Genomic DNA, 18339 nt, shown 5'->3' on the forward strand with positions numbered 1-18339 from the left:
AGAGTAGTAGTCGAAATCGCTACTAGGATCACCGGTCATGGCCGCACCCGATCGAATGAACGACTTTCTCACCGCACCCAATCCCGTGGACGGTGGCCTGCGTCACGCGCGCCGCAGCCGGCGCGGCAAGGGTGTGGTCGCCGGAATCGTGGTCGGCGCCCTCCTGCTCGTGGGCGGCGGGGCCACGGCGGCCTGGTTCGGGTACCGGGCCTCGCTCGACGGCAACCTGGAGCGGATCGACGCGTTCGAGGGCCTCGACGAGTCGACGCGCCCCAGCGCCGCGCCCGCCGGGCCGGACACGCCCGTGAACATCCTGGTGCTCGGGTCCGACAGCCGGATCTCCGCCGGCGACCCGACCGCCTGGGAGGCGGGCGCCCAGCGCACCGACGCGATCATGCTGGTCCACCTGTCGGCCGACCGGCAGACCGCCGCCGCGATCTCCATCCCGCGCGACTCCTGGGTGCCCATCCCGGCCTACGGCGAGGCCAAGATCAACGCCGCGTTCTCCTACGGCGGCCCGGGCCTCATGATCCAGACGGTCGAGGACCTGACGGGCGTGCGCGTCGACCACTTCGCCGTGACCGACTTCGAGTCCTTCACCACCCTCACCGACTCGCTCGACGGCGTCGAGATCACGGTCCCCGACGGAGCGGGCGGCTCGGTGCGGCAGGCCATGGACGGCGAGGAGGCGCTCGCCTTCGCCCGTGAGCGGCACGCGCTGGCCAACGGCGACTTCGGCCGTGTGCAGCGCCAGCAGGCCTGGATGCGCGCCATCGTCGCCAAGGCCAACAACAACCGGAGCGACCCCCTGAAGATGGCGGGCTTCCTGCAGGCCGTCACCAGCTCCGTGGCCGTCGACGAGGACTTCACCTTCGACCGCATGCAGGAGCTGTTCCAGAGCGCGGGGGACATCTCCACGAACGACATCACGTTCATGACCGCCCCCTACTCGGGCACCGGGCGCAGCGCCGACGGCCAGTCCATCGTCGTGCTCGACCGCACGAAGTTCGACCCGCTGATGGCGGCCGTCGCCGCCGACGAGCTGCCGGAGTTCCTGGCGGCCAACCCGGACGGCATGGACGTGCTGCCCGCCGTCGTGCAGTAACGCCGTCGCGCAGTAGCGCCGTCGGGCACCAGGAGCGCCGTAGAACGACGGGCCGCCGTCCCCCTGGGGGGACGGCGGCCCGTTCGGCGTTACCGGCGGGTCAGAGGCCCAGGACCGACCGGAGGTCCGCCTGCACGAGGGCGAGGCGCTTGCGCGCGGCCACCCGGGCCGCGGACAGCTCCTCGGCCGACGCCGCCGGGTCCACCGGCGCCACGACCTCGATGTAGCACTTGATCTTGGGCTCCGTGCCGCTGGGCCGCACGATCACACGGGTGTCCTCCGCGGTGAGCAGCACGACGCCGTCCGTCGGCGGCAGGCCGTTCAGGCCCTCGGCGAGGTCGCGCACGGAGTTCACGGGCGAGTCCGCCAGGGCCGACGGCGGCGCGTTGCGCAGCCACGTCATGGTCGTCTCGATCCGGGCGAGGTCCTCGAACCGCGCCGACACCTGCCCCGTGACGTGCAGGCCGCAGGCCCGTGCGATGTCGTCGAGGCGGTCCAGGAGCGTGCGGCCCTCGGCCGCGAGCCGGTCGGCGAGCTGCGCGACGGCGACCGCCGCCGACAGGCCGTCCTTGTCCCGCACGTGCGCGGGGTCCACGCAGTAGCCCAGCGCCTCTTCGTAGCCGAAGATCAGGCCGGGCGCCCGGGAGATCCACTTGAAGCCCGTGAGCGTCGTGGCGTGCTCCAGCCCGTGCGCGCCGGCGATGGCGGCCAGCGCCCGCGACGACACGATCGAGCAGGCCAGCGTGCCGCCCGTAGCGGCCTCGACAGCCCGCTGGGCGGCCTCCCAGCCCAGCAGCATGCCGACCTCGTCGCCGTGCAGCATGCGCCAGCCCTGCGAGCCGGCCGTCTCCGCGCCCTGGTACGTCCCGTACTGCGGGTCGAACACGGCGACGGCACAGCGGTCGGCGTCCGGGTCGTTCGCGATGACCAGGTTCGCGTGCGCGTCCTGCGCCAGGGCGAGCGCCATGTCGATGGCGCCCGGCTCCTCGGGGTTGGGGAAGGCGACCGTCGGGAAGTCCGGGTCGGGCTCGACCTGCTCCTCGACCGGGACGACGTCGGTGAAGCCCGCCTCCGCCAGCACGCGGGCGATCGCGGTGCCGCCCACCCCGTGCAGCGAGGTGGTGACGATGCGCAGCCCGGTGCGCGGCGCGCCGTCGTGCAGCGTGGCCACGGCCCGGTGGTACTCGTCGGTGATCTCGGGGCCCAGGAGGGTCCAGCCGGACCCGGCACGGGGTACGTCGTTGGCGGCGCCCACCCGGGCGATCTCGCCCGCGATCCGGGCGTCGTACGGCGGGACGATCTGCGCGCCCTGCCCGGCCCCGGTGACGACCCGGCCGCCGAGGTAGACCTTGTACCCGTTGTCGGCGGCGGGGTTGTGGCTCGCGGTGACCATGACGCCGGCGTCGGCGGACAGGTGGCGCACCGCGAACGCGAGCACCGGTGTGGGGCCCGGCGCCGGCATGAGCAGCACCTCGGCCCCGGCCGCGACCAGCACGGCGGCGGTGTCCTGCGCGAAGTCGGCGGACCGGTACCGCGCGTCGTAGCCGACCACGACGCGCGGACGCACCCCGGCGGCCTCGGCCTGCAGGAACGCGGCGAGCCCCGCCGCGGCGGCGATCACCACGGCGCGGTTCATCCGGTTCGGCCCGGCCGCCATCGCGCCGCGCAGGCCCGCGGTGCCGAACTGCAGGGTCCCGGAGAACCGGTCGGCGAGCTCGGCGAGGGCCAGGTGGCCCATGTTCTCGTCGGTGGTCCGGGCGACGAGGTCGCGCAGGTCCGCGACGTCGTAGTCGTCGACGTCGGCGGCCATCCAGGCCTCCGCGCGCGCGACGAGGTCGGGTACGGAGGGCGCCCCGGTATCGGTCGGCAGGTTCGCGGCCACGGGCGTCAGATCTGCTTGATCACTCGTGCGAGCAGGTCGCTGATGCGCGGCCCTGCCTCCTTGCCTGCCTCCAGCACCTCCTCGTGCGAGAGCGGGTGGGGGCTGATCCCGGCGGCCAGGTTCGTGGCCAGGGAGATGCCGAGCACGTCCATGCGGCAGTGCCGGGCGGCGATGGCCTCCAGCGCCGTGGACATGCCGACCAGGTCGGCGCCCATCAGCGAGGCCATCTTCACCTCGGCCGGCGTCTCGTACTGCGGGCCGTGGAACTGCGCGTACACGCCCTCGGGCAGGTCCGGGTCGACGGTCCGCGCGACGTCGCGCAGGCGCGGCGTGTACACGTCCGTCATGTCGGCGAACTTGGCGCCCTCCAGCGGGGTCTGCCCCGTGAGGTTCAGGTGGTCCTTGATCAGGACCGGCTGGCCAGGGCGCCAGCCGATGTGCACGCTGCCGCAGCCGTTGGTCAGGATCACGGTCTCGCAGCCGGCGGCCGCGGCGGTGCGGACGCCGTGCACCACGCGGCGGGGCCCGAGGCCCTCGTACAGGTGCGTCCGCGAGCCCAGGACGAGCGCGTGCCGCACGGCGCCGTCGGGCCGCTCGACGCGGATCGAGCGCGTGGTGGACCGGTGGCCCTGCACCGCGGGCTGCACGAAGCCGGGGATCTCCGCGGTGGGGATCTCCGCGACGACGTCGCCGATCAGCTCGGCCGCACCGCCCCACCCGGAGCCCAGGACCAGGGCGATGTCATGGCTCGGCACCCCGGTCTTGGCCGCGATGTACTCGGCGGCGGCGGCAGCGACGTCGAACGGGTCGGTGGTCGGGTCGTCCAGATCTGGCTCCGTACTCATGTTCCGAGGTTATCGCCACTTTCCCCCGGGCACCCACGGGGGCCGCGGCTCGGGGGCATCCGCCGACGATGCGAGAATGGACCCCGTGACCTCCCTCGATCCCGCAGCAGTCCCGCACCGCGTCGTCGTCGTGGGAGGTGGCCCCGGAGGGTACGAGGCCGCGCTCGTGGCGCGCAGCCTGGGCGCCCAGGTCACCGTCGTGGAGCAGCAGGGGCTGGGCGGTGCGGCCGTGCTGACCGACGTCGTCCCCTCGAAGACGCTCATCGCCACCGCCGAGTGGATGACCATCGCCGACCGGGCCCCCGAGCTCGGCATCCGCATGCCCGACGACGAGGTGGACCCGCTGTCCGACGTCGACGTCTCGCTGGCGACCGGCGGCATCCCCGTCGTCTCCGCCTACGCCGCCCCCGCGCTGAGCGGCGCGGGCGTGCAGGCGGCGGCGTCCGCGGCCGGGACCGTGGACAAGCGCAAGCACTTCGTGGACCTGCAGGCCGTGAACAAGCGCGTGCTCGCGCTGGCGCGGGCGCAGAGCGCTGACATCCGCGGTCGGCTGGAGCGCGAGGGCATCCGGATCGTCGCCGGCAAGGGCCGCCTCGACGGCCCCGCGCGTGTGGTCGCCGAGCTGGCCGACGGCGCCACCGAGGTGCTGGAGGCGGACTCCGTGCTCCTCGCGCTGGGGGCCACGCCGCGCACGCTGCCGACCGCCGTCCCGGACGGCGAGCGCATCCTGACCTGGACGCAGATGTACAACCTGCGGGAGCTCCCCGAGCGGCTGATCGTGGTCGGCTCGGGCGTCACGGGCGCCGAGTTCGCCGGCGCGTACAACGCGCTGGGCTCCGACGTCGTGCTGGTCTCCAGCCGCGACCGCGTGCTCCCGGGCGAGGACGAGGACGCCGCCGAGCTGCTGGAGGGCGTGTTCCGCTCCCGCGGCATGACGGTCCTGTCCCGCTCGCGCGCGGCGTCCGCGGTGCGCACCGACGACGGCGTCGAGGTCACGCTGTCCGACGGGCGCGTGGTGCACGGCTCGCACGTGCTCGTCGCGGTCGGCGGCGTGCCGGCGACGTCGGGCATCGGCCTGGAGGAGGCGGGCGTGCGCCTCTCCGAGGGCGGGCACGTGGTCGTCGACCGGGTCTCGCGGACCTCGGTGCGCGGCGTGTACGCGTCCGGCGACTGCACCGGCGTGCTCCCGCTCGCCTCCGTGGCCGCGATGCAGGGCCGGATCGCGATGGCGCACGCCCTGGGCGACGCCGTCCAGCCGCTGGCGCTGCGCACCGTCGCGTCCAACATCTTCACCGCCCCCGAGATCGCGACCGTCGGGTACAGCGAGGAGAAGCTGCGCGCGCAGAACTCCCGCTACATCACCACCACGCTGCCGCTCGCCCGCAACCCGCGCGCCAAGATGCTCGGCGTCAAGGACGGGTTCGTGAAGCTCTTCGCGCACCCCGAGGCCGGCGTGGTGCTCGGCGGGGTCGTCGTGGCGCCGCGGGCGTCGGAGCTGATCTTCCCGATCACGCTGGCCGTGCAGCACCGGCTCACCGTGGAGAACGTGGCCTCGGCGTTCACGATCTACCCGTCGCTCTCCGGGTCCATCGCGGAGGGCGCGCGCGTGCTGGACGCGCGGGTCGGCAAGTAGGGGCGCAGACACCGATCGAGACCCGAGGGTCTCGGGGGGACTGTACGAATTCGGGGTCGGTTGCTCTGCGTAGACAATGTCTACGCAGAGCAACCGACCCCGAATTCGTGGTGTCTACCTGGGAGCGGATCTGCGCTGACCGCTGCGCCTCCGGCTCATGAGATGGAGGCGTCGAGGACTATGTGGCTGCCCTCGACCTTCGCGCCCGTGACGGTCACGCCCGGGAACTTGGCCTCCAGCAGGCGCTCGACGTCGACGGCGATCCGCGCGTCGGGCTGCACGTCCACGACACCCGGCGGCAGGCCCTGCTTGGCGACCTCCTGCTCGATCGGCGCCGCGGCCAGGCTGAGCAGCCGGTGCGCCGGGAGGCCCGCCGCGTTCACCTCGACGGAGAGCGTGGCGACGCCGCGCTCGAACGACGCCAGCTTCACGTCGGCGCGCACGATCGGGGCGATCTTGACGGCCAGCTTGAGCGGGCCGGGCAGGGTCTCCAGACGGCGCAGGTCCGCGACCACACGAATCACGTCCCCGTCGCCGACGACGGAGCTGATGACGGGCGGGGCCTGCTTGGCGATCCTCGCCAGGCCGAGCACCTCTTCGGGCGCGATCCGGATATGCACGATTCGACCCTAACCCAGCAAGGTGAGCAGGCGAGGCAGGGCGTGGCCGAACGCGGGCAGCAGGCTCAGCCCGTCGACCTCGTCGAGGCCGACCCAGCGCACCTCCAGGCTCTCGGGATCGGCTGCGCGGGGCTCGACGACGTGCCCGGGGGCGACATCAGCCACGACCGTCGTGTATGTCCAGGCCGGGTGCTCCAGCACGTGCGTGCCCACCACGTGCACCGCGGCCGGGTCGATCGCGGCCTCCTCGGCGGCCTCGCGCAGCGCGCCGTCCTCGGGCTTCTCGTCGGGGGCGAGGGCGCCGCCCGGGATGCCCCAGGTGCCGCCCATGTGCGACCAGAGGGCACGGTGCTGGAGCACCATCGCCGACGGCGCCCCGGCGTCGTCCCGGCGGACGAGGAGCAGCCCCGCCGCGCCGAACAGGCCCCAGTGCCGGTGGTCCCCGCAGGTCACCCAGCCGTCGCCGTCGTGCCGGTGGAGGTCACTGGGGGGCACTGTCGGGTTCGGCACGGCGTCAGTCTCTCAGGTCGGGCGCGGGCTGTCAGCGACGGGCCCCGCACGGCCCACCACGGCGGCGAGGAACGCGAACGGCGCCCCGTCCCTCGTGCACCTCGCCGTGGCGGGTGCGGAGGGACGGGGCGCCGTCCGGCAGGTGCTGGGTCAGGTGCTCAGTCTGGCGCTCAGGCCTGGGCGGGGACGCCCTCGACGACGACCTTGCCGCCCTCGAAGCGGAAGTCCGTCACCTCGGTGAACTGGCCGCGCATCAGCGCGAGCAGGTCGAGCGAGACCGTGCCGTCCTTGCGGAGCTGCACGGCGTTCTCCGGCAGGCCGCTCTTGCGCGCCATCTTCTCGATGGTGCCGGAGGCGAGGGGGAGCAGCTTGGTGGCGGGCAGGCCGGCGGCGTCCGCCTCGACCTTGAGCACCGCGATGTTCTGCCACACCGACGTGATCCGCGCCGACGCGTGCATGACCGGGACGGCCTTGGCCGCGATCTTCACGGGCAGCGGGGCATACGCCAGGCGGCGCAGGTCCGCGGTGACGGCGATGACGCCGTCGTCGCAGGTCAGCTCGCTGACGAACGACGGAAGGGACTTGCGAGGGCGAACGAGGGCAATCGCCTCTTCGGGGCTGAGGACTACGACGTGTGTCACGTCGCAGAACCTAGCGGATCACATGGTGCCCGAAGAGCACACCTGGTTCCTATCAGGTGTGAACGGGCCCTTTTCACCCGTGTTGATGTCGGAAATCACCCGATGTTCGGGCTCAGGCCGACGATCTTGCCCGGTCCGCCTGCGCTCAGTCGACGATCTCGCAGAGCGGGGCGCCCGCCGTCACGCCCGCACCCGGCGCGGCCGTCAGGGACCGGATCGTGCCCGCGCGGTGCGCCAGGATCGGCTGCTCCATCTTCATGGCCTCCAGCACGACGATCAGGTCGCCCTCGGCCACCTGCGCGCCGTCCTCCACCGCGACCTTGACGATGGTGCCCTGCATGGGCGAGGCGAGCGTGTTGCCCGTGGCGGCGCTCGACGCCTTGCCACCACCGGCGCGCCGGGTGGGACGCCGGGCGGCGTTGGCGGTACGCGCGCGGCCGGCGGCGACGCCGAGGCCCGCGGGCAGCACGACCTCGAGGCGGCGTCCGCCCACCTCGACGACGACGCGCTCGGCCGTGACCTCCTCCTCGGCGTCGGGCGCCGGGGCGGGCACGGCCGGGGCCAGCGTCTTGAGCTCGTCGGCGAACTCGGTCTCGATCCAGCGGGTGTGCACGCGGAACGGCTTGCCGTCCGTCGGGACGAACGCCTCGGCGTCGAGCACCGCCTTGTGGAACGGGACCACCGTGGGGATGCCCTCGACCACGAGCTCGCGCAGGGCGCGGCGGGCCCGCTTGACCGCCTGCTGGCGCGTGGCGCCCGTGACGATGAGCTTGGCGATCATGGAGTCGAACGCGCCGGAGACCGTGTCGCCCGCGACGACACCCGTGTCGACGCGCACGCCCGGGCCCGACGGCCACGTGATCGTGTTCAGGCGGCCCGGCGCCGGCAGGAAGCCCGCGGCCGGGTCCTCGCCGTTGATGCGGAACTCGAGGGAGTGCCCGCGGATCGCGGGGGAGTCGTAGCCCAGCGGCTCGCCCGCGGCGATGCGCAGCTGCTCGCGGACCAGGTCGATGCCCGTGACCTCCTCGGTCACCGGGTGCTCGACCTGGAGGCGGGTGTTCACCTCGAGGAACGAGATGGTGCCGTCGAGGCCCACCAGGAACTCGCAGGTGCCGGCGCCCACGTACCCGGCCTCGCGCAGGATGGCCTCCGAGGCCATGTACAGCGACTTCTCCTGCTCGGGCGTGAGGAACGGCGCGGGGGCCTCCTCGACGAGCTTCTGGTGCCGGCGCTGCAGGGAGCAGTCCCGGGTGGACACCACGACGACGTTGCCGTGGGTGTCCGCGAGGCACTGGGTCTCCACGTGGCGCGGCTTGTCGAGGTAGCGCTCCACGAAGCACTCGCCCCGGCCGAACGCCGCCGTCGCCTCGCGGACCGCCGAGTCGAACAGCTCGTCGATCTCGTCGAAGGTGCGCGCGACCTTGAGGCCGCGGCCGCCGCCGCCGAACGCCGCCTTGATGGCGATGGGCAGGCCGAACTCCTCGGCGAAGGCCCGGACCTCGCTGCTGTCCTTGACCGGGTCGGCCGTGCCGGGCACCAGCGGGGCGCCCGCGCGCTGCGCGATGTGCCGGGCGCTCACCTTGTCGCCCAGCGCGTCGATGGCCGACGGCGGCGGGCCGATCCAGACGAGCCCCGCGTCGAGCACCGCCTGGGCGAACTCGGCGTTCTCGGACAGGAACCCGTAGCCCGGGTGCACGGCGTCGGCGCCGGACCGGCGGGCGACGTCGAGCAGCTTGGCCGGGTCGAGGTACGTGTCCGCGGCGCGGGCGCCGCCGAGGGCGAACGCCTCGTCGGCGATGCGCACGTGCATGGCCTCGCGGTCCTGGTCGGCGTAGACGGCGACGGACGCCAGCCCCGCATCGGCGCATCCGCGGGCCACGCGGACGGCGATCTCGCCACGGTTGGCGATGAGCACCTTCGAGATGGTTCGGGGCAGGCTGGAACTAGGCACGGCTCACCGTAACCCGGGTATCCAGGACCTATGTACCGCCTCCGGGCACGCGGCGGAAAGTCTGGAGGCCAGACCAACCCCGGAGCGGCGCGTTTGGAGGATCCACACATGGCGTCGGCACTGTGCAGTCCACTGAGCCGCCCGGCCTTGTGGGTATCGGGTAAACGCCGCCGGCTTGCGCGCGCCGGGGTGGGCCTGTGGGAGTGACCGCGGCGGTAGTTGCGGAATGAGCGCCCAGAGTGCAACCCAGCCCGCGTTCATCTGCTCCAGCGTGAGATCAGTCTTGTGGGGGCGGGGCCTCGCGTGAGCCGGGGGAACGGGGCGAGCGCGACCACAGGGGGTCGTTTCGGGTGGTTGTGCACAGGGTGGTTCAGCCGGCCGTCGTGGGGCCGGTGGTCGGTGTGGGATCGGCAGCATGCGACCACCACGGAAGATCCCGCCGCGTCTGCTGTCGGACGCCGCCACGCAGGAGGGGCTGGTGAACAAGGCCCAGTGCGACGCCGCGGGGCTGGACAAGTACGCCGTCGGGCGGCTGATCAAGGCCGGCGCCTGGTCTCGCGTGACCCGGTGCGTCTACGACACGGACCCCGATCCCGTCGAGCGGCGTCGGCGGGACGACTACTTCGAGCACGTCCGCCGCCGGGCCGCGTGGGCCGGGATGCTCGCGGTCCCGGGAGGGATCGCCGTCGGGGCCTGTGCGCTCGCGCTCCACCGCGTGGCCGGTCTGCCTGCGCGGCTCGTGCCGGAGGTGGCACGACCCGACGGCACGGCGGCGAAGCTCGGGTCCGAGGTCGTCCTGCGCCGCTACCGGTCCTTCCCGACGGTGCGGTACCGGGGCAGGCGGATCGCGGCCCTGGTCCCGGCGCTGGCGCAGGCGCTCCCGGGTCTGGCACGGGGTGGAGGCGTGGCGGTGCTCGGCAGCGTGCTGCACCAGGGCTTCCTTGACGTGTCGGCGCTCGACCAGGTGCGCGACATGATGCGACGCCGGCGCGGCTCGGTGCGGGCCCTCGACTGGTTCCCCCTGGCGTCCGGGCTGGACGAGTCACCCGCCGAGACGGCTGCCCGGCTCTCGTGCCTGGACCACGGCGTCCCGCCCGACGGTCAGCAGGTGACCTTCACTCTTGCCGGTGTCCTTCTGGCGCGGGTCGATCTGGTCTGGCGGCTGCCGGGCGGGCGGTACCTGGTGGTCGAGATCGACGGGCGCGCGTACCACTCGGGCCAGGAGATGCTTGCCGACGACTCCGTGCGGCAGAACGGCCTGGTCGGCACGGACCGTCTGGTCGTCCTCCGCTACCCGGCGGCCGAGGCCCTGAGCGACGAGGGCATCGGTCCGGACGTCGCGGCCCGTCTGACGGCCCTGCGCTGGACCCCGGCTGCTGCTCTGCTGCGGGGGCAGGTCGAGCTCGACAGGTGAACGCGGGTGCAGTGGCGGAATGGGCGCTCAGAGTGCAACCCGATCGGCGCTCACTCGATCCGCGCTCGACTGCTACGCCTTGCGGAGGTGGCGCCAGGGGACGTTGAGCTCTGCCAGGAGCTCGCGGAGCAGGGGGAGGCTGATGCCGACGACGCCGTGGTGGTCGCCCTCGATGCGCTCGACGTACGGGCCGCCGAGGCCGTCGATCGTGAACGCGCCGGCCACGTGCAGCGGCTCGTCGGTCGCGACGTAGGCGTCGATCTCGTCGTCGTCGATGTCGGCGAACCAGACCGTGGTCGAGCTGGTGGAGCCGAGGGTGCCGCCGGTGCCGCCCGCGGCGTCGTCGCGCAGGTCGACCACCCAGTGGCCCGTATGCAGCACGCCCTTGCTCCCGCGCATGGCGCGCCAGCGCTCGCGCGCGGTTGCGGCGTCGGCCGGCTTGCCGACGATGGCGCCGTCGATCTCGAGCATCGAGTCGCAGCCGACGACGATCACGTCGACGGGCGCGGAGTCCACGTCCGCCTGATCGGCGTCCGCCTGCTCGACGTCGGAGGGCCCGTCGCCGTCGGCAGGCCCGGCGTCACCAGGCCCACGATCGGAAGGCTCACCGTCGGAAGGCCCGGCCGGCGCCTCGGCGTCGGCCCACGACTCCTCCAGCCGGGACGCGACCTCCTCGGCCTTGGCCTGGGCCAGGACGAGCACGGCGTCGGCGGGGTCGAGCTCGCCGAAGCGCTCGGTGGCGTCGGCGAGGACCTTGTCCTCGTCCACGCCGGACACGACGACTTCCGGCGTGACTCCTGCGGACTGCAGCGTCGCGAGTCGAGCGGGGGACTGGGAGGCGAGGACCAGGCGGGGCACGCGCGACACAGTAACGAGAATGCGGCCGGAGCAAACGGGATTTCCGGTATCCACGCCGAGTGACCCACGTCACTTCGCCCGGTGCGCCGCCCACGTGTCAGACGTACAGGTCACCCGAGGGACCTGTACGTCTGACACGTGCCGTCAGGACAGCGCCTCGCGCAGGGTGTCCAGGCCCACGGAGCCGAGGTTCAGCGCCCGGGCGTGGAAGGCCTTGGCGTCGAACTCCTGGCCCGCCGGCACGGCCGCCTTGGCGGCGTCGCGCGTCTGCTCCCAGAGGCGCTGCCCCACCTTGTACGACGGCGCCTGGCCCGGCCAGCCGAGGTACCGGTTGAACTCGAACCGGACGAACTGCTCGGGCATGTTCACGTTGGCCAGCAGGAACGGCCAGCCCTTCTCGGCGGTCCAGGTGCCGCCGCCCCACTCCTCGGGGGCCTTCAGGCCGAGGTGCACGCCGATGTCGAACACGACGCGGGCCGCCCGCAGGCGCTGCGCGTCGAGCATGCCGAGGCGGTCGCCCGGGTCGTCCATGTAGCCGAGGTCGGCCATGAGGCGCTCCGCGTACAGCGCCCAGCCCTCGCCGTGGCCGGACACCCAGCAGGCCAGCCGGCGCCAGGTGTTCAGCGTCTCGCGGGCGAACACCGCCTGGCCGCACTGCAGGTGATGGCCGGGGACGCCCTCGTGGTAGACGGTCGTCTTCTCGCGCCAGGTGTTGAACTCGGTGACGCCGGCGGGCACGGCCCACCACATCCGGCCCGGTCGCGACCAGTCGTCGCTCGGCGGGGTGTAGTAGATGCCGCCCGACTGGGTCGGCGCGATCATGCACTCCAGGTCGAGCACGGGCTCGGGCACGTCGAAGTGCGTGCCGTTCAGTGCGGTGATCGCGGCGTCCGACGTCTCCTGCATCCAGGTCTTGAGAGCGGCGGTGCCGAGGAGCTTGCGCGCGGGGTCGGCGTCGAGCACGGCCACCGCCTCCTCGACCGTGGCGCCCGGGCCGGCGATCTGGGCGGCGACCTGCTCCTGCTCGGCCACGATGGACGCGAGCTCCTCCAGGCCCCACCGGTACGTCTCGTCGAGGTCCACCTGCGCGCCCAGGAAGTGGCGCGAGAACAGGGCGTAGCGGTCACGGCCCACGGCGTCGGCCTCGGGCGCTCGCGGCGCGAGGTCGCGCTCCAGGAAGTCCGCGAGCCTGCCGTAGGCCTCGCGGGCGGCCGTGGCGCCGTGCTCCAGCTCCTTGCGGACCAGGCTGCACGCCGCGGAGTCGTCCAGCACCGCGTCGACGGCGGGGCCGCGCGTGAAGGAGGTGAAGAAGGAGTCCGACCCGGCGAGCTCGCGGGCCTGGTCCACGCACTCGCGCACCTGGCGGATCGCCGCGACGTCGCCCCGGGAGGCGGCCTCCGTCAGCGACTCGACGTACCCGTCGACGGCGCCGGGCAGGCCGTTCAGGCGGGAGGCGATGTTCTCCCAGGCCTCGACCGAGTCGGTGGCCATGATGTCGAAGACGTCGCGCAGGCCCTGTACGGGCGAGGCGATGTTGTTCAGGTCGCGCAGGCCCTCGCCGGCGTCGTGCAGCTCCAGGTCGAGCCCGATCCGCTCGCGCATCGCGGACAGGGTGACGCGGTCGACGTCGTCGGCGGGCTCCAGGCCGTCGAGGTTCGCCAGCACCTCACGCCCGGCCTGGGCGACGGCGTCGTGGCCGGCCGGGGAGAGGTCGTCGATCTCGTGATCGTGCCCCGGCAGGCCCCAGGCCGTCGCGGACAGGGGTGAGAGCTCGGTGAGGCGGGTGACGTAGGCGTCGGCGACGGCGTCGATCGGGGTGGAGGGCCGCGTGGGAGAGGTCATGAGGGGGAGCGTACGGTGCGCGTTCCCTCACTCGCAGTCACAATTCCCGGCGGTCAGGACCGCAGGCTCCACCGCCACGAGTCCGCGTTGTGCCGCCCGGCGCGTCCACCGAAGTTGTTGGCCGTGGCCGCACCGTTCCCGCGCAGCGCGCGGGAACGGTTGGTCCACTCGTCGAGCGGCGCGGCGTCCTCGGGCTCCGTCCCGGCGGCCGCGACCGCCGCGAGGCCGGCCACGAGCGCGGCCACCTCGACGTCGTCGGGCTCGCCGCGGACGACGCGTACCTGGGAGCTCACTCGTCGTCCTCTTCCTCGTAGAAGCCGAAGCCGGGGGCCTCGCCGCGCGAGGCGGCCCACTCCGCGATGTCGTAACCGCCCTCGGTGAGCTGCGTGGCGACGGACTCGCCGGCGGCGTCGAGCAGGTCGATCACGCCGTCGAGCGACGCGTCGCCGCCCCGCGCGCCCACGACGAAGCCGAGGTAGAACGACTCGCCCTCCTCCGGCGTCTCGGACTCGAGGATCTCGTCCTCCTCGCCCTCGTGCTCCGGCTCCCACACCGACGAGGTGAGGTCCGGGTGCATGCCCAGGGCGCCGTGCAGCACGTCGAACAGGGACGCGTTCAGGTGCCCCACCTTCGACTCGAGGGCCAGCACGCGCGGGTCCTCGTCGGCCTCGGCGGCGCCGAACTCGGCGCGCACCCCGACGGCGGTCCCCACGTAGTCGTGCAGCGCGGCCGCCAGGGCGTCGACGGCGCGGTGCATCGGCTCCGTGTCGACGCGGCCCATCGGCGCCGGGCCGTGGGTGGCGTCCTCGTGGCTCATGCAGTCTCCTCCAGGTCTCGGCAGGCTCGACCAGCGAACCAGGTCACAGCGGGATGTTGCCGTGCTTCTTCGGAGGAAGCGTAGATCGCTTGGTGCGCAGCGCGCGCAGGGCACGCACGACCTGCACCCGGGTCTCGGACGGGCGGATGACCGCGTCCACGTACCCGCGCTCGGCGGCGTCCCACGGGTTGACGATGGCGTCCTCGTACTCGCCGGTCAGCCGGGCGCGCTCGGCCTCGACGTCGCCGCCCGCCTCCTGGACCGTCCTCAGCGCGCCGCGCTGCAGGATGTTCACGGCACCGCTCGCGCCCATCACGGCGATCTGCGCCGTCGGCCAGGCCAGGTTCACGTCGGCGCCGAGCTGCTTGGAGCCCATGACGATGTACGCGCCGCCGTACGCCTTGCGCGTGATGATCGTGACCAGCGGGACCGTGGCCTCGGCGTACGCGTAGATCAGCTTGGCGCCGCGGCGGATGATGCCCTGGTGCTCCTGGCCGACGCCGGGCAGGAAGCCCGGCACGTCCACGAACGTCAGCACGGGGATGTTGAACGCGTCGCAGGTGCGCACGAACCGCGCGGCCTTCTCGGCGGCGTCGATGTCGAGCGTGCCCGCCATGGACTGGGGCTGGTTGGCAATGATGCCGACCGACTGCCCCTCCACGTGCCCGAAGCCGACCAGCACGTTGGTCGCGAACATCGGCTGGACCTCCAGGAACGACTCCGGGTCCAGCACCGCCTCGACGGCCTCGCACATGTCGTACGGCTGGTTGTCGCTGTCCGGGATCAGCTCGTCGAGAGCCTCGTCGTCGGCCGTGACCTCGAGGACGGTCTCGTCCTCGGGCGGGAACGACGGCGCGTCCGACAGGTTGTTCTGCGGCAGATAGCTCACCAGGTGGCGCACGTAGTCGATCGCGTCGTCCTCGTCGCTGCCCATGTAGTGCGCCACGCCCGACTTCGAGTTGTGCGTGCGGGCGCCGCCCAGGGTCTCGAAGTCGACGTCCTCGCCCGTCACGGTGCGGATGACGTCCGGGCCGGTGATGAACATGTTGGACGTCTGGTCGGCCATCACGATGAAGTCGGTCAGGGCGGGGGAGTACACCGCGCCGCCCGCGCTCGGGCCGAGGATGAGCGAGATCTGCGGGATGACGCCCGACGCCGCCACGTTGCGCCGGAACATCTCCGCGAACTGCGTCAGCGCCGCGACACCCTCCTGGATGCGCGCGCCACCGCCGTCGCTGATGCCGATCAGCGGCACACCGGTGCGCAGCGCGAGGTCCTGCACCTTGGTGATCTTCTGGCCGTGCACCTCGCCGAGGCTGCCGCCGAAGACCGTGAAGTCCTGCGAGTAGACGCAGACCTGGCGGCCGTCGATCGTGCCGTACCCGGTCACGACGCCGTCGCCGGCGATCCGCTTCTTGTCCAGCCCGAAGTTGCGGCTGCGGTGCTTGGCCAGCGCGTCCAGCTCGGTGAAGCTGCCCTCGTCCAGCAGCGCGTCGATCCGCTCGCGGGCGGTCTTCTTGCCCCGCTTGTGCTGCTTCTCCTGGGCCGTCTCCTCCGGCTTGTCGATGGCGGCGGCCCGGCGGGCGTCGAGGTCGTCGAGCTTGGCGCGCGTGCCGGCGAGTGTCGTGGTGGAGTCGTTCACGCCTTAGAGCGTAGTTGTCGGATGCCTCCGGCTCGATGCGGAAGACCTCAGCGGGTCGCCCCGCCGGCTTGTGGGTTTCCTCCAAGGGCGGCCGCGCGGCCCCGGAGAGAGGATGAGGAGGTGCACCCCTCCCTGTCCCTCGACCGCCTGACCGTCCCCGGGTTCGCCCGGGTCGACGTGGTCGAGACGTCGCCCTCCACCAACGCCGAGCTCGCCGCCGCCGTCCGCGCCGACCCGGCCGCCTGGCCCGCGCCGTCGGCCCTGGTCGCGGAGGAGCAGACCGCCGGACGCGGCCGCGCCGGACGGACGTGGGAGACGCCGCCGCGCGCGAGCCTCACCGTCTCCGTGCTGCTCCGGCCGCGCGTCCCGGCCGAGATCCTGGGCTGGCTCCCGCTCCTGGCGGGCCTCGCCGTGGTCCGCGCCGTGTCCGACGGCGGGGTCACCGCCGCCGTGAAGTGGCCCAACGACGTGCTCCTGCCCGCCGCTGACGCCGTCGAAGGCCTGGGCCCGTACCGCAAGGTCGCCGGCATCCTGGCCGAGGTGGTGCCGGAGGCGCCGGGCGCCGGATCGGCCGGCGCGACGGGGGCCGGGCCCGCCGCCCCCGCCGTCGTGCTCGGGATCGGGCTCAACGTCTCCCAGTCCGCCGAGGAGCTGCCCGTGCCGACGGCGACGTCGCTGGCGCTCGCGGGCCACCCCCGGCCCGACCGCACCGACGTGCTGGTGCACATGCTGGGCGAGCTGCACGCCGTCGTCCGCCGCTGGGAGGAGGCCGACGGCGACGTCACCGCGGCCGGGCTGCTGGACGAGTACCGCGCCGTCTCCGCGACGCTCGGGACGCGCGTGCGGGCCGAGCTCGCCGGGGGCGCCGGCGAGGTGGTCGGCGAGGCCGTGGGCCTCGACGAGGCCGGGGCGCTGACGATCCGCACGGACGCGGGCGAGGAGCGCACGGTGACCGCGGGCGACGTCTGGCACCTGCGGTAGCCGGGCGCCGGGCAGGACCGGGTGAACCGGCCCGCCGATCCGGGTGAACTCGTCGGCAGCCCCTGCCGCGCGACACCTGACCTGCGGTAATCTCCGCCACAAGCGACGACGGGCAGCACGGGCGGTGACGGTCAGGAGACGCCATGGAGGCAGGACGAGCCACGGTCGGTGTGGCCAAGGGGGTCGTGTGCGCCGCGGCCGTGGTCACGGTGTACCTGATCAGCACGGTCCGGCTGGACCGCGGCATCGTCCAGACCGAGGGCACGCCGACGACGGGCCTCATCGCGGCCGGGGTCGCCTGGCTGCTGGTCGTCTGGGTGCTGCTCTACCGGGACGACGGCGTGCCCGGCGTCCGGCTGAGCCTGTGGAACGTGGTGACCGTGGTCGGCATGCTGCTGGTCCTCATGGGCATCCCGCTCGTCCTGACGCTCTGGGGCTGAGCGGCGCACACCGATGCATGCCGTTGCATGAGGTGCGCCCGCCTACAGTGGTGACGTGCTCCACAACTCCGAGACGTCCCCCGCGAACCACGAGACCCCGGGGGCAGACACCGCTGCCCGCCTGGACGAGACGCTGCTGGGCGGCGCGCGCCGCTACACCCTGTCGCAGGTCGTGGAGCTCACGGGGCTCGACAAGCAGTTCGTGACCCGGTACTGGCGCTGGATCGGTCTGCCCGTCACCCACCCGACCGAGACCTGGTTCACCGACGCCGACGTCGAGGCGCTCAAGGACGCGGCGGGCCTGTTCGAGGCGGAGCAGATGGACGAGCGCGCCCAGATGACCTTCATCCGGTCGGTCGGGCACACCACCGAGCGGCTGGCGCTGTGGCAGGTCGAGGCGCTCGTCGAGCACCTCGCCCGGCGCTACGAGCTGGACGAGACGTCGGCCCGGCTGCTCGCCCTGGACAAGCTCCCGGAGATGTCCGAGATGCTCAGCCGCCAGCTCGAGCACGCCTGGCGGCGTCAGCTCGCGGCGCTCACGGGGCGTACCGCCATCGAGTTCGCCGGGGCGCGGGGCGACGAGAGCAACGACGGCCACCAGCTCCCGCTGCTGCGGGCGGTCGGGTTCGCCGACATCGTCTCCTTCACCAAGCGGACGGCGGGCCTCGGCTCGGAGGAGCTGGCGGAGTTCGTGCAGCGGTTCGAGGCCGGCGCGCGCGACGTCATCGTCAACGCGGGCGGCCGCGTCGTGAAGACCATCGGCGACGCCGTCCTCTTCGTGACCGACGACGTCTCCACCGGCGCGGAGGTCGCCCTCGGCCTGGCCGAGACGTCCGGGGTGGCGCTCGGGACCGCGGCGCCCGGCGACCCCGAGATCCCCGTGCGCGTGGGCCTCGTCTGGGGGCGCGTGCTGTCCCGGTTCGGCGACATCTTCGGCCCGACGGTCAACCTCGCCTCACGCCTCACCGAGCAGTCCGACCCCTCGACCGTGCTGGTCGACAAGGACACCGCCGCGATGCTGGCGACGAGCTCGCGCTACGCGCTCACCGCGCAGCCCGAGCGGGACGTGCCGGGCATCGGCCCGCTCGCGCCGGTGCGGCTCCAGCGGGCGTACCGGGGCTGACGCCGGGCCCTGGGGTCCGCGGGCCGGCGGCTCGC

Annotated in this window: 17 protein-coding genes; 6 read left to right on the top strand and 11 right to left on the bottom strand. The window is 73.2% G+C overall.

The features are described 5' to 3' along the window. Positions 1–37 precede the first annotated feature (37 nt). A complete protein-coding gene (locus FHX71_RS01275; protein WP_246402105.1) occupies positions 38–1105 on the top strand; it encodes an LCP family protein in 1068 nt (355 codons plus the stop codon). 100 nt (positions 1106–1205) lie between these two features. Here the strand turns inward: FHX71_RS01275 and FHX71_RS01280 are convergent, their stop codons facing one another. Both FHX71_RS01280 and FHX71_RS01285 read right to left on the bottom strand, forming a co-directional pair. Further along, positions 1206–2915 (bottom strand): phospho-sugar mutase, encoded by a 1710-nt coding sequence (locus FHX71_RS01280; RefSeq protein WP_182618390.1) that lies wholly within the window; start codon positions 2913–2915, stop codon positions 1206–1208. 77 nt (positions 2916–2992) lie between these two features. Next, positions 2993–3832: a purine-nucleoside phosphorylase gene (locus FHX71_RS01285; RefSeq protein WP_182614067.1), complete on the bottom strand. Its 840-nt coding sequence runs from the start codon at positions 3830–3832 to the stop codon at positions 2993–2995. Between the two features lie 76 nt (positions 3833–3908). Between FHX71_RS01285 and FHX71_RS01290 the strand changes: the two genes are divergently transcribed. Next, the gene (locus tag FHX71_RS01290; RefSeq protein WP_182614068.1) at positions 3909–5465 is read left to right on the top strand and encodes an NAD(P)H-quinone dehydrogenase; all 1557 of its coding nucleotides are present in this window, start codon (positions 3909–3911) and stop codon (positions 5463–5465) included. 155 nt (positions 5466–5620) lie between these two features. On the opposite strand, the gene FHX71_RS01295 is transcribed toward FHX71_RS01290, so the two are convergent. The 4 genes from FHX71_RS01295 to FHX71_RS01310 all read right to left on the bottom strand — a co-directional run bounded on the left by FHX71_RS01295 (position 5621) and on the right by FHX71_RS01310 (position 9187). Continuing rightward, a complete protein-coding gene (locus tag FHX71_RS01295) occupies positions 5621–6085 on the bottom strand; it encodes a hypothetical protein (RefSeq protein WP_312876881.1) in 465 nt (154 codons plus the stop codon). Between the two features lie 9 nt (positions 6086–6094). After that, positions 6095–6595, bottom strand: coding sequence for an NUDIX domain-containing protein (locus tag FHX71_RS01300; protein WP_312876882.1), 501 nt, complete (start codon positions 6593–6595; stop codon positions 6095–6097). A 170-nt stretch (positions 6596–6765) separates the two neighbouring features. Beyond that, positions 6766–7236, bottom strand: a complete 471-nt coding sequence (locus FHX71_RS01305) for a hypothetical protein (RefSeq protein ID WP_182614069.1) — start codon at positions 7234–7236, stop codon at positions 6766–6768. Between the two features lie 145 nt (positions 7237–7381). After that, on the bottom strand, positions 7382–9187 hold the full coding sequence (locus FHX71_RS01310; RefSeq protein ID WP_376770114.1) for an acetyl/propionyl/methylcrotonyl-CoA carboxylase subunit alpha: 1806 nt from the start codon (positions 9185–9187) through the stop codon (positions 7382–7384). Between the two features lie 415 nt (positions 9188–9602). Here FHX71_RS01310 and FHX71_RS01315 point away from each other — a divergent pair, with 415 nt between their 5' ends. Continuing rightward, positions 9603–10601 carry a type IV toxin-antitoxin system AbiEi family antitoxin domain-containing protein gene (locus FHX71_RS01315; RefSeq protein ID WP_182614070.1) on the top strand — a complete coding sequence of 333 codons (999 nt, stop codon included), beginning with the start codon at positions 9603–9605 and terminating at the stop codon, positions 10599–10601. A gap of 72 nt (positions 10602–10673) precedes the next feature. On the opposite strand, the gene FHX71_RS01320 is transcribed toward FHX71_RS01315, so the two are convergent. The 5 genes from FHX71_RS01320 to FHX71_RS01340 all read right to left on the bottom strand — a co-directional run bounded on the left by FHX71_RS01320 (position 10674) and on the right by FHX71_RS01340 (position 15760). Then, positions 10674–11459 (bottom strand): Maf family protein, encoded by a 786-nt coding sequence (locus FHX71_RS01320; protein ID WP_182614071.1) that lies wholly within the window; start codon positions 11457–11459, stop codon positions 10674–10676. Between the two features lie 144 nt (positions 11460–11603). Continuing rightward, positions 11604–13301, bottom strand: coding sequence for a DUF885 domain-containing protein (locus FHX71_RS01325; protein ID WP_182614072.1), 1698 nt, complete (start codon positions 13299–13301; stop codon positions 11604–11606). Positions 13302–13354: 53 nt separating this feature from the next. Beyond that, positions 13355–13594: an acyl-CoA carboxylase epsilon subunit gene (locus FHX71_RS01330; RefSeq protein WP_182614073.1), complete on the bottom strand. Its 240-nt coding sequence runs from the start codon at positions 13592–13594 to the stop codon at positions 13355–13357. Next, on the bottom strand, positions 13591–14118 hold the full coding sequence (locus FHX71_RS01335) for a hypothetical protein (RefSeq protein WP_182614074.1): 528 nt from the start codon (positions 14116–14118) through the stop codon (positions 13591–13593). The genes FHX71_RS01330 and FHX71_RS01335 overlap by 4 nt, the downstream gene beginning before the upstream one ends. 43 nt (positions 14119–14161) lie before the next feature. Then, positions 14162–15760: an acyl-CoA carboxylase subunit beta gene (locus FHX71_RS01340; RefSeq protein WP_182614075.1), complete on the bottom strand. Its 1599-nt coding sequence runs from the start codon at positions 15758–15760 to the stop codon at positions 14162–14164. 120 nt (positions 15761–15880) lie between these two features. On the opposite strand from FHX71_RS01340, the gene FHX71_RS01345 reads away from it, so the two are divergent. The 3 genes from FHX71_RS01345 (at position 15881) to FHX71_RS01355 (ending at position 18304) form a co-directional block, all read left to right on the top strand. Beyond that, the gene (locus FHX71_RS01345) at positions 15881–16741 is read left to right on the top strand and encodes a biotin--[acetyl-CoA-carboxylase] ligase (RefSeq protein WP_182614076.1); all 861 of its coding nucleotides are present in this window, start codon (positions 15881–15883) and stop codon (positions 16739–16741) included. A gap of 143 nt (positions 16742–16884) precedes the next feature. Continuing rightward, positions 16885–17181: a hypothetical protein gene (locus FHX71_RS01350; RefSeq protein ID WP_182614077.1), complete on the top strand. Its 297-nt coding sequence runs from the start codon at positions 16885–16887 to the stop codon at positions 17179–17181. A gap of 55 nt (positions 17182–17236) precedes the next feature. After that, positions 17237–18304 carry an adenylate/guanylate cyclase domain-containing protein gene (locus FHX71_RS01355; RefSeq protein WP_182614078.1) on the top strand — a complete coding sequence of 356 codons (1068 nt, stop codon included), beginning with the start codon at positions 17237–17239 and terminating at the stop codon, positions 18302–18304. The last annotated feature ends 35 nt before the right edge of the window (positions 18305–18339 follow it).

It is taken from the genome of Promicromonospora sukumoe (assembly GCF_014137995.1).
GTDB classification, from domain to species: Bacteria; Actinomycetota; Actinomycetes; order Actinomycetales; family Cellulomonadaceae; genus Promicromonospora; species Promicromonospora sukumoe.